General features: G+C 31.5%; 10 protein-coding genes. 8 read left to right on the top strand and 2 right to left on the bottom strand.

The features are described 5' to 3' along the window. The first annotated feature begins 3 nt into the window (after window positions 1-3). A complete protein-coding gene (locus ABWP78_RS06070; protein WP_353169885.1) occupies window positions 4-2469 on the top strand; it encodes a DUF5686 and carboxypeptidase regulatory-like domain-containing protein in 2466 nt (821 codons plus the stop codon). Window positions 2470-2590: 121 nt separating this feature from the next. Here ABWP78_RS06070 and lysS read toward each other — a convergent pair whose 3' ends face one another. Further along, window positions 2591-4285, bottom strand: a complete 1695-nt coding sequence (gene lysS / locus ABWP78_RS06075; protein ID WP_353169886.1) for a lysine--tRNA ligase — start codon at window positions 4283-4285, stop codon at window positions 2591-2593. A gap of 208 nt (window positions 4286-4493) precedes the next feature. On the opposite strand from lysS, the gene lipB reads away from it, so the two are divergent. After that, entirely contained in the window at window positions 4494-5186 is a 693-nt protein-coding gene (gene lipB / locus ABWP78_RS06080; protein ID WP_353169887.1) for a lipoyl(octanoyl) transferase LipB, read from the top strand. A 3-nt stretch (window positions 5187-5189) separates the two neighbouring features. Here lipB and rnhB read toward each other — a convergent pair whose 3' ends face one another. After that, entirely contained in the window at window positions 5190-5885 is a 696-nt protein-coding gene (gene rnhB / locus ABWP78_RS06085) for a ribonuclease HII (RefSeq protein ID WP_353169888.1), read from the bottom strand. 199 nt (window positions 5886-6084) lie between these two features. On the opposite strand from rnhB, the gene ABWP78_RS06090 reads away from it, so the two are divergent. The 6 genes from ABWP78_RS06090 to ABWP78_RS06115 form a co-directional block, all read left to right on the top strand. Next, window positions 6085-9159, top strand: coding sequence for a SusC/RagA family TonB-linked outer membrane protein (locus tag ABWP78_RS06090; RefSeq protein ID WP_353169889.1), 3075 nt, complete (start codon window positions 6085-6087; stop codon window positions 9157-9159). A gap of 25 nt (window positions 9160-9184) precedes the next feature. Beyond that, on the top strand, window positions 9185-10666 hold the full coding sequence (locus ABWP78_RS06095) for a RagB/SusD family nutrient uptake outer membrane protein (RefSeq protein WP_353169890.1): 1482 nt from the start codon (window positions 9185-9187) through the stop codon (window positions 10664-10666). Between the two features lie 25 nt (window positions 10667-10691). Further along, the gene (locus tag ABWP78_RS06100) at window positions 10692-11438 is read left to right on the top strand and encodes a hypothetical protein (protein ID WP_353169891.1); all 747 of its coding nucleotides are present in this window, start codon (window positions 10692-10694) and stop codon (window positions 11436-11438) included. Window positions 11439-11530: 92 nt separating this feature from the next. Further along, a complete protein-coding gene (locus ABWP78_RS06105) occupies window positions 11531-13399 on the top strand; it encodes a putative porin (RefSeq protein ID WP_353169892.1) in 1869 nt (622 codons plus the stop codon). 76 nt (window positions 13400-13475) lie between these two features. Next, window positions 13476-14837, top strand: a complete 1362-nt coding sequence (locus ABWP78_RS06110) for a pyridoxal-phosphate dependent enzyme (RefSeq protein WP_353169894.1) — start codon at window positions 13476-13478, stop codon at window positions 14835-14837. Window positions 14838-14933: 96 nt separating this feature from the next. Further along, on the top strand, window positions 14934-15657 hold a 724-nt coding region (locus ABWP78_RS06115; RefSeq protein ID WP_353169893.1), incomplete at its 3' end, for a DUF2851 family protein.

A 15657-nucleotide genomic window follows, 5' to 3' on the forward strand; every position in this document is an offset into this window, starting at 1 on the left:
TTTATGAAGCCCAAAGCCTCAATTTTACTAGTACTTTTTTCCTGTTTTTCAATTGCACAAATAAAAGGAAAAGTTACTGATTCAAAAGGAAATACTTTGCCTTATGCAAGTGTAACTATCGAAAAAACCTACATCGGAACTTCCACAAATGAAAATGGAGAGTACGAGCTAAACATTAAAAAACCAGGTAATTACACATTGGTTTTTAAGATTTTAGGATACAAAACAAAAACAATTAAACAAGAAATTAATACATTTCCTGTTGTAATTAATGCAACGCTTTCAGACGAACAATATTCTATTGAGGAAGTAGTTGTAAAAAGTGGCGAAAATCCTGCAAATGGAATCATCAGAAACGCAATAACCAATCGTAAAAAAAATACAGAAAAAACCGATAAATATGAAGCCGATTTTTACTCAAGAGGGATTTTTAGAGTAAAAGATATTCCTAAGAAATTTATGGGAATTGAAATTGGCGATATAAATGGAAATGTAGATTCTACAGGTGCTGGAATTATTTATCAATCGGAAACCGTTTCTAAAATTAAGTTTGAAAAACCAAATAATTTAAAAGAAGAAATCATTGCAAGTAAAGTGGCTGGAAACGATAACGGATTTAGCTTCAATACTGCTTTAAATACCAATTATGATTTGTATCAAAATACTGTTGGGTTCAATATTCCAATGATTTCTCCTATTGCTTCCAATGCTTTTACGTATTATAAATACAAAATAGAAGATTCATTTACAGATAGTTATAATAATTATATTTACAAAATTAAAGTAACGCCAAAACGCGATAAAGAACCCGTTTTTGAAGGTTATATTTACTTAGTTGACGACACTTTTGCTATATACGCAGTCGATTTAGATATTAAAGGCTACAGATCACAGCAAGAGATTTTAGAATCGTTTAAAGTGGTGCAAAATTTTAGTTTTAATCCAGACACAAAAATGTGGGTTAAAAGTTTGCAATCATTTGATTTTAAGGCAGGTGTATTTATGATGAAATTCAATGGAAAATTTACGCATGTGTTTAGTAATTATAATTTTGTTTCTAATTTTGAAAAGAAAACCTTTGGAAGTGAAGTAGTTACGTTTGCCGAAAAATCAAATAAAAAGGAAGATTCGTATTGGTTAGAAAATCGTCCAGTGCCTTTAACGGAAGAGGAAACTACCAATTATGTAAAAAAAGATAGTGTTTATAAAATCCGAAATTCTCAAGTGTATATGGATTCTGTTGATGCGGTTTCTAATAAATTTAAGGCAATTAAGTTGATAACAGGATATTCGTTTAAAAATAGTTTCAAAAACAAAAGATTCAATTATCAAGGGCTATTTAATTTGTCTTCTTTCAATTTTAATACCGTACAGGGTTATCATATTGGCTCAGGTTTTTCCTATTTAAGTTATAATGAAGAAAAACAAAAGCGAACTGTAATTAATACAGATTTTCAATACGGATTTTCAGATAAACGCATTAGACCAACGGCTTCTTTTTATCATAAATTCAATAATACAAACGATGCTTATTTTCGTCTTACAGGTGGAAATAAAGTTAATCAATTTAATAGTTCAGAACCTATTTCTGGAATTGAAAACTCAATAAGTTCTTTAATTTTCAGGAATAATTTTATGAAATTATACGAAAAAGAATTTATTGAAATAGGAGCAGGTAGGGAAGTAGTAAATGGTTTATTTTTAAATGCAAATATTGCCTACGAAAACAGAAAACCAGTATTTAATACTACAGATTATTCTTGGGTAAAATCAGATGATTTGTATAGTTCAAATAATCCACAAAATCCAAATTCTGATGTGCTTCCAGCGTTTAATGAACACCATATCACTAAGTTTAGTTTGAGTTCTCGAATTGTTTTTGGTCAAAAGTACATTACCAGACCCGATGGAAAAATGAATATGAATGAAGGGAAATATCCAACACTTGGGTTTACTTATACAAAAGCATTTTTAGCTACTTCAAAAGCGTATGAATATGACTTTTTAGAAGCACGTTTAAAATACAGCAAAACATTAGCCAACAAAGGTGATTTGGAATTGAATATTAAAGCAGGAACGTTTTTTGGTGCCGACAATATTTCATTTGTAGATTACAAACATTTTAACGGAAATCAAACACATGTTCGCATTGATGGACAATACAATTCAAGCTTTAATTTAATGCCTTATTATTCGCAATCTACTAATAACAAGTATTTTGAATTGCACGCAAATTATAACGATAATGGTTACTTTATGAATAAAATTCCATTATTAAATAAATTAGGTTGGAATTTAGTTGGAGGATTTCATCAATTAGCTGTTCCAAATAAGAGACCGTACCAAGAAATAACAGTTGGTTTCGACCGTATTGGTTTTGGAAAGTTTAAAATTTTCCGTATTGATTATGTTAGTAGTTTTCAAGGAAACAATTTCGGACAAGGTTTTATGTTTGGTTTGAGATTTTAAATAGAAATTCCAATATTTAAATTCCAGGATATAAAAAACCTCGAAACTATAAATTTTCGAGGTTTTTTGTATTTAAAATTTTGTGGTGCTCTGTTTTTTCTTTGCGTAACTTTGTGTAACCTTACCCTAAAACCACTATTTTATTTTCTCCGTCAACCACTACTTTAGTTAGGCCGTGTTTGGCTAAACCTTTCATCGCAGCATCCCATTTTTTTCCGCTTAAAGCCGATTTGTCTTTTAAAACACCAATTGGTTGATTGTTTTCTTTTTCTAATAAACTAACTATGAATTTTTCGTCTTCTGTTAATTCATAAGTCACCTTTTTCTCTGGACGCATTTGTGGGAAAAATAACACTTCTTGAATAGAGGCGTTATTTGTTAAAAACATAATTAATCGGTCCATTCCAATTCCTAACCCAGAAGTTGGAGGCATTCCGTATTCTAAAGCACGTAAAAAGTCTTCATCAATAATTCCGTTGGCTTCATCATCGCCTTTTTCTGCTAAAGCCATTTGTGCTTCAAAACGCTCTCTTTGGTCAATTGGATCGTTTAATTCCGAATAGGCATTGGCAATTTCTTTTCCACAAACCATTAATTCAAAACGCTCTGTTAAATCAGGATTGTCTCGATGTTGTTTACATAATGGCGACATTTCTTTCGGATAATCCGTAATGAAAGTCGGTTGAATGTATTTTCCTTCGCATTTTGCACCAAAAATTTCATCAATTAGTTTTCCTTTACCCATGGTTTCATCTACATCAATTCCCATGCCTTTTGCTGCTTCAAATAATTCAGCTTCCGTTTTTCCAGAAATATCAAAACCTGTAAAATCAATGATAGATTGTGTCATGGTGACTCTAGCATAAGGTGCTTTGAAATTAATTTTATGTTCGCTAAAAGTAGCTTCAGTCGTATCGTTAACTTTTGTAGCACAATATTCCAAAAGGTTTTCGGTAAATTCCATCATCCAATTGTAATCTTTGTACGCTACATATATTTCCATTGCCGTAAATTCTGGATTGTGTGTTCGGTCCATCCCTTCGTTACGGAAATTTTTAGAAAATTCGTACACACCATCAAAACCGCCAACAATTAATCTTTTTAAATATAGTTCGTTAGCAATTCGCATGTATAATGGAATATCTAAACTGTTGTGATGTGTCATAAACGGACGCGCAGCAGCACCTCCAGGAATGGATTGTAAAATTGGTGTTTCCACTTCCATATAGCCACTTTCGTTAAAGAAAGTTCGCATCGCAGTAAATAATTTTGTTCGTTTTACAAAAACTTCTTTTACTTGCGGATTCACCACTAAATCTACGTAACGCATACGGTAACGCAATTCGGCATCGATAAAGGCATCATGAACATTTCCATCTTCATCAGTTTTTGGAAATGGCAACGGACGAAGGGTTTTACTTAAAAAAGTAAAATGATCTACTCGTACGCATTTTGCGCCAACTTGTGTGGTAAATAATTCGCCTTCAATTCCCAAAAAATCTCCTAAATCGGTTAGTTTTTTAAAAACTTGGTTGTACAAGGTTTTGTCTTCACCTTGGCAAATAAAATCTCTGTTAAAATATACTTGCATTCTGCCTTCACTATCTTGAATTTCAGCAAAAGCTGCTTTTCCTTGATCTCTCACACTCATTAAACGCCCAGCAATTACTACCTTTTTTCCTTCTTCAAAATTATCCTTTATAGCTTTTGAAGTGTCCTTTACAGGGTATAAATCTGCAGGATAAGGATTAATGCCTAAGTTTCTAAGGGCTTGTAATTTCTCTCTTCTAATGATTTCTTGTTCGGAAAGTTGCATAATATATATTATTTAAGAAGGCAAAGATAAGCAATAGAAATATAGTTTCAAAGTCAGAATTTTTAGCAGAATGATTTAAAATTGTATCTTTGACAAATAAATCTATTTTCGTGTATGAAATCGCCATTAAAAAAAGTTTGCGCAAGAAAACACCAATAAACATTATGGCGATACCATATATGGTCGCTAAAAAATATATTTTACATATATGAAACAAATTCAACTTCTTGATTTAGGTAATAAAGACTACAAAGAAACTTGGGAGTATCAAGAAGAATTATTTAAAAAAATTGTAGATTTAAAAATTCTAAATAGAAATGCAACTTCTCCAATTCCTACGCCTAATTTTTTTCTTTACGTAACACATCCTCATGTGTACACTTTAGGTAAAAGCGGCGATTTTTCAAATTTATTACTTTCCGAAAAACAATTAACTGAAAAAGGAGCTACTTTTTACAAAATAAATAGAGGAGGAGACATTACCTATCACGGTCCAGGACAAATTGTAGGTTATCCAATTTTAGATTTAGAGAACTTTTTTACCGATATTCATAAATACCTTCGATTTCTTGAAGAAGCCATTATTTTAACTTTAGCAGAATACGGATTAAAAACAGAACGTAGCCCTGGCGAAACTGGTGTCTGGCTTGATGTTGGAACACCATTTGCTCGAAAAATTTGTGCATTGGGTGTTCGTGCTTCTCGTTGGGTAACCATGCATGGCTTTGCTTTAAATGTAAATGCCGATTTAGGCTATTTTGATAATATTATTCCTTGTGGTATTCGTGGTAAGGCAGTAACATCTATGCACGTTGAGTTGGGTAGGGAAGTGAATGAGGAAGAAGTTAAAGAAAAAATTCTAAAGCATTTTTCAGTTTTATTTGAAAGTTCTTTTATTTAGAACTTACAATTCTAAAAGTAATAGTTCGGGAAGTAATCTATATGTTTTTCTGTGATATTTTGTAATGCCATATTTTCTAATAGCATCTCGATGTTCTTTTGTAGGGTAACCTTTATTCTTTTTCCAATTATACATAGGAAACTCTTCATGAATGGTATCCATAAAATCATCTCTATATGTTTTTGCTAAAATAGAAGCTGCGGCTATACTTAAAAATGTAGCGTCACCTTTGATTATAGAAGTGTTTGGAATTGAGGACAAAATTTCAATTTCTTTAGCATTAAAAATTTTTCCTTTAGTTTGTTTCATACCCAATTTTCCATTTAATGGGCGGTTGCCATCTACAATAATGTATTCAGGTATGGTTTTCAACTTCAAAATGTTTTCTTGCATGGCTTTCATTGATGCGTTTAGAATATTTATTTCATCAATTTCTTCATTATATATATGTGTAACAGAAAAATCAAATAAATTTTCAATAATAGGTCTTAATTCAAAACGTTTTTTTTCAGAAAGTTGTTTGGAATCATTTATAGTTTGAAACAAAAGGTGTTCTAGTTTTTTTTGTCCTTTTGTAAGTTTAATATTAGGTGATTGTAAAATAATTGCAGCTGCGGTTACAGGACCAGCCAAACATCCTCTGCCTGCTTCATCCGTGCCGCACTCAATAGTAAAAGTACTATAACATTTATTTAACATATAATTTTTTTTACAAAATTAGTCAAATTTAAAATAACATTTAACATTTATTCAGCTCTTTTATACTGTAGGTTCTACATAGTTTTTTAATGGCTAAAAAATTTTAACACAAAAAAAATAACAATTTTTTAAAGTATTGTTTGTTTATTTAAGAAATTATTAAGAAGTTTGCGGAATAACTAACTCAAATAAAATTAATATGAGATCGAAGTTCAAATGGATTTTTACGCTTTTAGTAGCGTTTACAATGCAGTTTTCTTTCGCACAACAGAAAACTGTTACAGGTACAGTAACAAGTGATGGCGCTAAATTGCCAGGTGCTACTGTAAGTATTTCGGGTACAAAACAAGGTACTCAAACGGATGAGAATGGTAAATTCTCAATTAAAGCAGCACAAGGTGACGTTTTAGAAGTTTCTTTTTTAAATAAAGAAACAAAAACGGTTACAGTTGGTGCTGGAAATGTAATTGACATAACTTTAGCAAGTACTAGCGAAGTAATTGAAATAGTTAATGTTTCTATTGGTTACGATAGAACTAGAACTAAAGCAAATTCTAATACTGCCTCTACTACGGTAGGCGGTGAAACTTTAGAAAACAGACCAAATGCGTCTGTATTGGCTTCATTACAAGGTACTGCTCCAGGTTTAACAATTATTTCATCTTCAGGATCACCAGGTTCTGCTAAATTTGATGGATTTATTAGAGGTGCTTCTTCTATTAATGGTAATACAGATCCATTAATCGTAATTGACGGTATTCCTTCTACTTCTAATCAATTTAGAAACCTTAACCAGAATGAAATTGAAAGTGTTACAGTATTAAGAGATGCTGCAGGAACATCTATTTATGGAAATAAAGGTGCCAATGGAGTTATTTTAATTAAAACTTTTAGTGGTAAATTTGGTCAAGCATTAACGTTTAGCTATGATACTACAACTGGATTTAGTACGTTGCCTAAAAACAAATACAACATGGCTAATGGAAAACAAGCTTTAGCTATTGAAAAGTTAAAAAATACTGGTTTAGGTTCTACTTTAACAGACAGTCAAATTGCTGCTTGGAATGTTGATACTGATTGGCTAGATTTATTTTACAATACAGATGTTGTTAAACAGCACAATTTAGGTATTAGTGTGGGTTCTAAAAACCTTAAATCATTTACCTCTCTTGGTTATTTTGATCAAGGTGGTTTAGTACCTACTACAGATTTTAGTAGATTTACGTTCAGAAATAATTTATCAGGAAAAAGCAATAACGATAAATTTAATTTTGATTCGCAAATTGCGTTGGGGTATTCTAAAAGAAGACAATTAGACCAAGAAACTAACGGTGGTGTAAATAACAACACCATTCAAAATCCATTACATGGTGGTTTAATGGGTCTTCCATATATTGCGCCTTCACCTTATACAACGGGTCAGCAATTATTAGATGCTATTGGAACAAACTTTAGCGGGGCTAATGATACTTATGTGTTACAGGATATTTTAAAAGAAGATTCTTTACCAAGTTATTATTCAGATAAAACAGCTATCTTAAATGTAGGTGCTTCTTATAAGTTGACACCAACTTTAACAGTTAGAAACAGAACAGGTCTTGATTACAAGCAATACGGAAGATTATTTGGTAGATCGCCTCAGTCTTATTTAGCACTTGTTGTTGCTCAAAATGCTGGTTCACAGTTTGGTGGGTTTGAAGACCAATCAACTTTTAATGATTTAACAGTTACAAATATTTCTAGTTTAAATTACCGTAAAGTATTTAAAGACAAACATGATTTATCTATGTCTGCCTTTTTTGAATACACAAAAGCACACTATACAGGACACGGAAGTAGACAAAATGGTTTAAATCCATTAACGTATGTTCCTGGTGCAGGTACTGGTTACGTAGCATTTAACCCTGCAACACCAAACTTTTATATTGCAAGTGTTAATGGTGCTAAATTAACAGGTGGAACGTTATCTGCTTTTGGTACTTTAGACTATGATTACGATAAAAAATACGGTTTTAGTGCTGTAGTTAGACGTGATGGAACGTACAGATTCTCTGAAAATAACAGATGGGGTACTTTCTGGTCTGCGTCTGCAAGATGGAATATTGACCAAGAAGAGTTTATGCAAAATTCTAAATTTTCTATGTTAAAACTTAGAGCATCTTATGGTACTAATGGTAACCAAAATATCTCTGCTGCAAATTATGGTTTCCCATCATTGTTAACTTCTAGTAACGTAATTAGAGAAACTATTGCTGTAGGTACTGGTTATAACAATTTACCTGGTAGTTTATTATATGGTAATTTTGACAACGTAACGGTTCAATGGGAAAAAATTACACAAGCCAATTTTGGTATTGACTTCGCTGTGTTTAATGATAAACTTGAAGGGAATGTTGACGTGTATAACAAAACTACTTCTAATTTATTTAATTCTTTACCTAATTCTGCTGTTATTGGTACAGGTTACTCAGTTGCTGGAAATAATGGTGAATTAACAAATAATGGTATAGAATTGGTATTAAAATACAATGTTATCAAAAATGATAAAATGAAGTTTTCTGTATTTGCTAATTCTTCTTACAACGAAAACAAAATTACTGCTTTAGCAACTACTAATCAAAGTGGTGTTTCTAACTTGCGTCAAGTGGGTAACATTCTTAACGAGTGGAATTTAATTCCTTATGTTGGGGTGAACCAAGCAAATGGTAACTTATTATACTTAGATAAAGATAATAAGTTAACTGAAACGCCAGATGAAGCCAAAGACAGAAGAGCTACTGGAAAAAGTAACTTACCTAAATACCAAGGAGGTTTCGGGTTTAATTTTGACTACAAAGGTTTCTACTTAAATACCTTATTTACTTATATGTATGATGTTTGGAGAATTGATAACCAATTTGCTTGGGCTTCAAACCCTGCATTTATTGGTGGTGAGAACGTGACTGCTGATTTATTAGATCAATGGACACCAACTAACACGACTTCAACTGTTCCGTCTCTAAACGCTTTTAATAATAATGTTTTCTTAGGATCTGACAGATTCTTATATGATTCATCATTTATTAGACTTAAAAACATTAATTTAGGTTATAACATTCCTTCTAAATTATTGAAAAAATCTCCATTTACAAATGTGAAGTTTTTCATTTTAGCTGAGAACTTATTAACTTGGACGAAATGGAGAGGTTTTGATCCGGAAGCGGTTTCTGCATTATCAGTAACTAATTTCCCAAATCCTAAAACGATTACCTTTGGTACTTCAATTGGATTTTAATTAAATAATATTAATACTTATAATTATGAAAAAAATTAAAAATATTTTCCTTGCAATTGGAAGTTTATTATTGGTTTCATCTTGTAGTGATGCGTTAGACATTGTACAACCTGGTGAAATTTACAGAGAAGATGCATTTAAGACAGTTACAGATTTAAGAAACTACTTAAATGGTGATATTTACTCAAGAGTTAACAATACTGAAGAAATCGGTTTTACAACTGTATTTACTGATGAGGTAGGTATTGGACCCTCTAATGGTGGTCAAGATAAAGAATTACATAGATATCAATTGAATGCGAATTCGGATGAGCCAGCTGCGCTTTGGAGTACTCATTACAATGTAATTAATAGAGTAAACAGATTATTAGAGTTTGCAAATCTTGTTGTAACAACTACTCCTACTGATATTGCTGCAAAAAATGCTGTATTAGCTGAAGCTAGAGCTTTAAGAGCCTATTCGTACATACAATTGGTTTCGTTTTTCTCTGTAGACCCTGCTAATCCTAATGCGTTAGGTGTTATTTTATCTACTACTCCAGATAGATATGACCTTTTTAAAGACAGACCTAGAGTTTCAAATCAATTAATTTATGATTTAATTGAAAGTGATTTTTTGTTTGCTGAAGCTAATTTAGCAGTTACTGCAACATCATATAAATTTGTAACTCAAAAATTTATTGCTGCGGCTAGAGCTAGAATGTATATATACAGAAAAGATTATGTGAAAGCTAAGCAATACGCTACTTTAGCAACTGGCGCACTTTCTACTCCAACTACATACAATGGAATGTGGGCAGATACGTCTCAAGGTGAATGTATTTTTGCTGCGTCTAGACCTTCAGGTGGTACTTGGTCTAATATTGGAAGTACTTGGTATTTTAATGTTACTAGTGCAACTGGTGGTGCCTTTTTAGACATGGGTAGAAATTTATTTAATTTATACAATCAATTTCCAAATGATGTAAGAACAGCAACTTGGATTGATGCTACTGCTTTAATTAATCCTAATTATGCTTCTGATATTAATTACGTTTCTAATGATATTTTACCAATCAATAAATATCCTGGTAAACCAAGTCAACAATTAAGAAATGATTTAAAAATCTTTAGAAATTCTGAGATGGTTTTAATCCTTGCTGAATGTGAAGTAGGATCTGCTACACCAAATTTAGTTGCAGCTGCTACGCTTGTTCGTTCTATAAGAACAGCTAGAACTTTTGCTGCTCCTGCTCCTGCATTACCAGTATATGCTACTGCTCAAGCGGCATGGGCTGATATTTTATTAGAAAGAAGAAAAGAATTGGCTTATGAAGGTCATAGATATTTAGATATCAAAAGACTTGCGGCGTTAGCTGGAAACCAAGGAATTACTAGAGATAATACGGATGATGATATTTTAGATCAGCCTTTAACTTTATCACTTTCTGATTATAGATTCACTTTGCCTATCCCACAATTAGAAGTTGCTGGTAACGTTAATATTCAACAAAACCCAGGTTATTAATATAAATTATTAAATTTATCAAATTATGAAAAATTTTAGATTTTCAATCTTTTTTGGTTTAATTATATCTTCGTTACTAGTTAGTTGTAGTTCTGAAGATGATAATTACAAATCATTTTCAGGTCCTCAAGACGCGTTACTTTTTAACAAGTCCGCTTCAACATTTGAGTTTACTGCAGCTGCATCAGCTTTTACAGAAGTTTTAGTTAGTTCTACTACTGTTTCTAACGTAGACAGAGTAGTACCAGTTGTTGTTAGTCCATTTACTACTGCTACGGCAATTATGTATTCAATTGATATGTCAACTGCGGTAATTCCTGCAGGACAGACAACTGCTAAACTTAAAATTAACTCTGGTTTGTATGCTGCATTACCAACTGATGGTTCTGCTAAACAATTAGTTTTAGTTTTTGGTCCTAATTTTTATGCTTTACCTAACAGAACTAACCATGTGGTTAGCATTCAAAGAGGTTGTGCTAATACTAAAGTTAATTTAAATATTGCTTTTGACCCTTACGCTTCAGAAATTTCTTGGTTGTTGAAAAACGCTTCGAATGTAACTGTTGCAAGTTCATCACCTTATGCTGATGGATTAGGTTCATTTACAACTCAATTTTGTTTAACTCCAGGTAACTATACTTTTATTATGAATGATAGTTATGGAGATGGTATTGCACCAGGAACTTATAATTTAAAGTTAACTGATGGTACAACACTTGTAACTGGTTCAGTTTTTGGCTCAACTATTTCGCATCCTTTTACTATTAATTAATATTAATTGTATTAAAATAAACTAAACCCCGATTGTATCGGGGTTTTTTTTTACAACAAATTCTCAGTACATTTGCCCTTTAAATTGTAAAAATGAGAAGCCTACTTATTATATTGTTTTTTAATTTATCCTTTTCTTCCTATGCACAAGAAAGAGATACTACTAAAGTTGTAGACTTAATAGCAGATATTAAACTATATAAAACTTTCAATACTCAAAAAGATACCGTTTATATTGATACGTCTTTGACTATACAAGATGAATACAAATACAATTACTTAAGAAAAGATAATTTTGGTTTATTCTCCTTTTCAAATGAAGGGTATTTATATAATCAATTAGATTTTTCAAAAAAAAATTCTGGTTCTTTGCCTCAATTTGGTTTTAACGCGAAACACGTTTCTTATTTAAACAACAATGATATTTATTATTATTCGGTGCCAACTCCATTAACGGATATCTATTTCAAAACAGTTATGCGTCAAGGGCAAAGTTTAGATGCCTTATTATCTGTAAATACCAAACCAAATTTAAATTTTACCATTGCTTATAAATCTATACGTTCCGTAGGGGATTACTTTAATAATCTAACTAGTTCTGGTCATATTAGGTTTATAACGAATTATCATTCCTTAAATAAAAAATATTTTTTGAAAGCCAATTTTATTGGTCAAGATATCTTTAATCAAGAAAATGGTGGCGTAAAAACGTTGGAGCAATTAGATGGAACCAATCCCTCTTTTAGTCAAAGAGAACGTGTAGATATTTATTTTACTGATGCTTCTTCTAAATTAAAAGGGAACCGCTACTTTATAGATCAATCGTATCAATTTTCTACTGGTAATTCATTGGTTTTAAAACATCAAACGTATTATGAAAATAAATTTTACGAATATATTCAAGCCACAAAAAGTGATCGGCTAGGTACTGCAATTTCATCGTCTATAAATAATAAAACCCGTTTTGATGTGTTTTACAATAAAGTTGGTGTTAGTTTTAAAACTAAAACGCTAGGGGAAATTAACTTTTTCTTAGATAATTATTCCTACAACCAGTTTTATGTTATTCCAGAAAATATATCGTACAATGCAAATGACAAATATAATTTGCACAATCGCGTAACTTCAGTAGGCGGGCAATACGAGTTTGATAGAAACAAATGGAATTTTAATATTTTAGTACAAAACGCCATTTCCAATCAGCCAGCATCAAATTTTGAAGCTTTTGCTAAATATACATTTTCAAACGATACTTTTGTAAAAATAGCAGCACAACAAGTCAGTAAAGCTCCAGATAATATTTTTGTATTTCATAAAAGTGATTACAATAATTATAATTGGGACACGTCTTTTAAAAACGAAAAAATAAGTTCTATTAAAGTGGAAACTAAAAACAAATGGGTAGATGCAACTGTTCAAATATCAAATTTAAATGATCATTTGTATTTTTATAATTCCACACAACGAATAGATAGTTTGGTTGTAAAACCATTTCAATACAGTAAATCTATTCAGTATTTAAGCGCTGAAGTAGCTAAGGAAATTAAATTTAGAAATTGGGCGCTAGATAATAGAGTGAAATTTCAAGAAGTACAGCAAGATGCCAAAATTTTAAATTTACCAAATATTGTTTTACGAAACACTTTGTATTATACCAAACCCGTTTTTAAGAAAGCCATGTTGTTGCAAACAGGTGTTACGCTAAATTATTTTACGAAACATTATGCTAATGATTACATTGGTGTTTTAGGTGAATTTTATGTTCAAGACCAGACAAAAGTCGGAGGTTTTCCTGTTTTAGATTTCTTTGTAAACGCTCGTGTGCAACAATGTAGAATTTACCTTAAAGCAGAACATTTTAATGCTTTGTTTACTAATAAAGTAGATTATTTTAACACGCCAAATTCGCCATTTCGTGATTTTCATATCCGTTTTGGTTTAGAATGGAATTTCTTTAAATAGAATAGAATCGACCAATTGAAGTTATTTTTTGTAAATCATGCAAGAACATGTAACTTTGTCATCACAAAAAAATGATATGAAATACGCTAAAAATATATTAGAAACTATTGGTAATACGCCAATTGTAAAATTAAATAAAATTACAGCTGAATTACCTTGTTTGGTTCTTGGGAAATTAGAAACATTCAACCCAGGAAATTCCGTAAAAGACCGAATGGCCGTAAAAATGGTGGAAGATGCCGAAGCAGATGGCCGATTAAAACCAGGAGGAACAATTATTGAAGGTACTTCAGGAAATACAGGAATGGGATTGGCTTTAGCAGCCATTGTTAAAGGGTACAAATGTATTTTTGTAATCTCGGACAAGCAGTCAAAAGAGAAGTCAGATATTTTACGTGCTGTAGGCGCAAAAGTAATTATTTGCCCAACCGATGTGGAACCAACAGACCCACGTTCATATTATTCTGTTTCTAAAAGATTAGGTGATGAAATTCCAAATTCTTGGTATGTAAATCAATATGACAACCCGAGTAATGCAACGGCACATTATGAGCAAACAGGGCCAGAAATTTGGAAACAAACAGAAGGCAAGATTACACATTTTGTGGTTGGAGTAGGAACTGGCGGAACGATTTCTGGTGTGGCTAAATATTTGAAAGAACAAAATCCGAATATAAAAATTTGGGGAATTGATACATATGGATCCGTATTTAAAAAATACCACGAAACAGGTATTTTTGATGAAAATGAAATATATTCGTACATAACAGAAGGAATTGGTGAAGATATTTTACCATTAAATGTAGATTTTTCTTTGATAGACGGATTTACAAAAGTTACTGACAAAGACGCTGCAGTTTATACTCGAAAACTAGCTTTAGAAGAAGGGATGTTTTGTGGAAATTCAGCTGGTGCAGCTGTTAAAGGTGTTTTACAATTGAAAGAACATTTTAAACCAGATGACGTTGTGGTTGTTTTGTTTCACGATTCTGGAAGTCGATATGTTGGTAAAATGTATAATGACGAATGGATGCGGGAACGTGGATTTTTAGAAGAAGACATAACCAAGGCCGAGGATTTAATCAAAGATCATAAAGATAAACCTCTAATTATCGTAAGAACAGAAGAATTGGTTTCTCATGCTATTGAAAGATTGAAAAAATACAAAATTTCTCAAATTCCAGTAATTGATACTACTGGTTTTGTAGGAAGTTTAGATGAATCTGATTTATTTAGAAGTTATTTTGAAAATAAAGACATTGCAGATATGCCTATTAAAGAGGTTATGGGAAAGCCCTTTCCAATTGTTTTGGCTTCAGCTTCTATTGATGAAGTTTCTAAATTAATTAATAAAGACAATCAAGCGGTTTTAGTAGATTTAGGAAGCGGAAAATATCATATAATTACCAAACACGATATAATTAGTTCTATTAAATAGAAAATCTAAATAAATATTTTTAAAAACGGATAGCAATATGTTATCCGTTGTTATTATATTTGTTTTATATATAAGCCAAATTAAAAAGTACACGCCATGCAAGAAGAATTTCTCCATTATTTATGGGTAAATAAGAAACTACCATTTACCCAACTCAAAACACATCTTAACGAAAAGTTAGAAATCAATCATTTTGGACAGTATTTACAAAATGCTGGTCCCGATATTTTTAATGCTCAAATTTCAATTAATCAGCAAAAATGGGCTGGAAATATTGAGATTCATATTAAATCTTCCGATTGGTATTTGCACAATCACGAAAAGGACGCTAATTATGACAACGTAATTCTTCACGTAGTCTGGGAAAATGATACGCCCATTTTTAGAAAAGACAATTCTGAAATCCCAACTTTAGAATTAAAAAAGTACGTCCCACTTTCTGAAATAAACAAGTATAAATCGCTAATAACTTCTAAATCTTGGATAAATTGCGAAAATCAAATCGCAGAAATTGATACGTTTGTTTGGGAAAATTGGTTAGAAAGTTTGTTTATAAATAGATTAGAAAGAAAATCTGAAATTATAGATAAGCGATTAGTAGAAACAAATTCTAATTGGGAAGCCGTTTTTTTTGAAATGTTAGCCAAAAACTTTGGTCTGAATACAAATGGCGATTGCTTTTTGCAATTGGCTCAATCTATTCCTTTTTCGTTAATTAGAAAAGAAAGTTTTGATGTTGAAAATTTGGAAGCTTTGTTTTTTGGTAAATTGAATTTGTTAAATGGGCTTATTGAAGATGAATATCACACAAAATTAGTAT

The organism is Flavobacterium sp. (assembly GCF_040402955.1).
In the GTDB taxonomy this organism is placed as follows: domain Bacteria; phylum Bacteroidota; class Bacteroidia; order Flavobacteriales; family Flavobacteriaceae; genus Flavobacterium.

What these genes read in the sequence shown, in the direction of transcription:
- ABWP78_RS06070 (WP_353169885.1), top strand. Translation starts at nt 4, where the DNA reads ATGAAGCCCAAAGCCTCAATTTTACTAGTACTTTTTTCCTGTTTTTCA.
- lysS (WP_353169886.1), bottom strand. Translation starts at nt 4,285, where the DNA reads ATGCAACTTTCCGAACAAGAAATCATTAGAAGAGAGAAATTACAAGCC.
- lipB (WP_353169887.1), top strand. Translation starts at nt 4,494, where the DNA reads ATGAAACAAATTCAACTTCTTGATTTAGGTAATAAAGACTACAAAGAA.
- rnhB (WP_353169888.1), bottom strand. Translation starts at nt 5,885, where the DNA reads ATGTTAAATAAATGTTATAGTACTTTTACTATTGAGTGCGGCACGGAT.
- ABWP78_RS06090 (WP_353169889.1), top strand. Translation starts at nt 6,085, where the DNA reads ATGAGATCGAAGTTCAAATGGATTTTTACGCTTTTAGTAGCGTTTACA.
- ABWP78_RS06095 (WP_353169890.1), top strand. Translation starts at nt 9,185, where the DNA reads ATGAAAAAAATTAAAAATATTTTCCTTGCAATTGGAAGTTTATTATTG.
- ABWP78_RS06100 (WP_353169891.1), top strand. Translation starts at nt 10,692, where the DNA reads ATGAAAAATTTTAGATTTTCAATCTTTTTTGGTTTAATTATATCTTCG.
- ABWP78_RS06105 (WP_353169892.1), top strand. Translation starts at nt 11,531, where the DNA reads ATGAGAAGCCTACTTATTATATTGTTTTTTAATTTATCCTTTTCTTCC.
- ABWP78_RS06110 (WP_353169894.1), top strand. Translation starts at nt 13,476, where the DNA reads ATGAAATACGCTAAAAATATATTAGAAACTATTGGTAATACGCCAATT.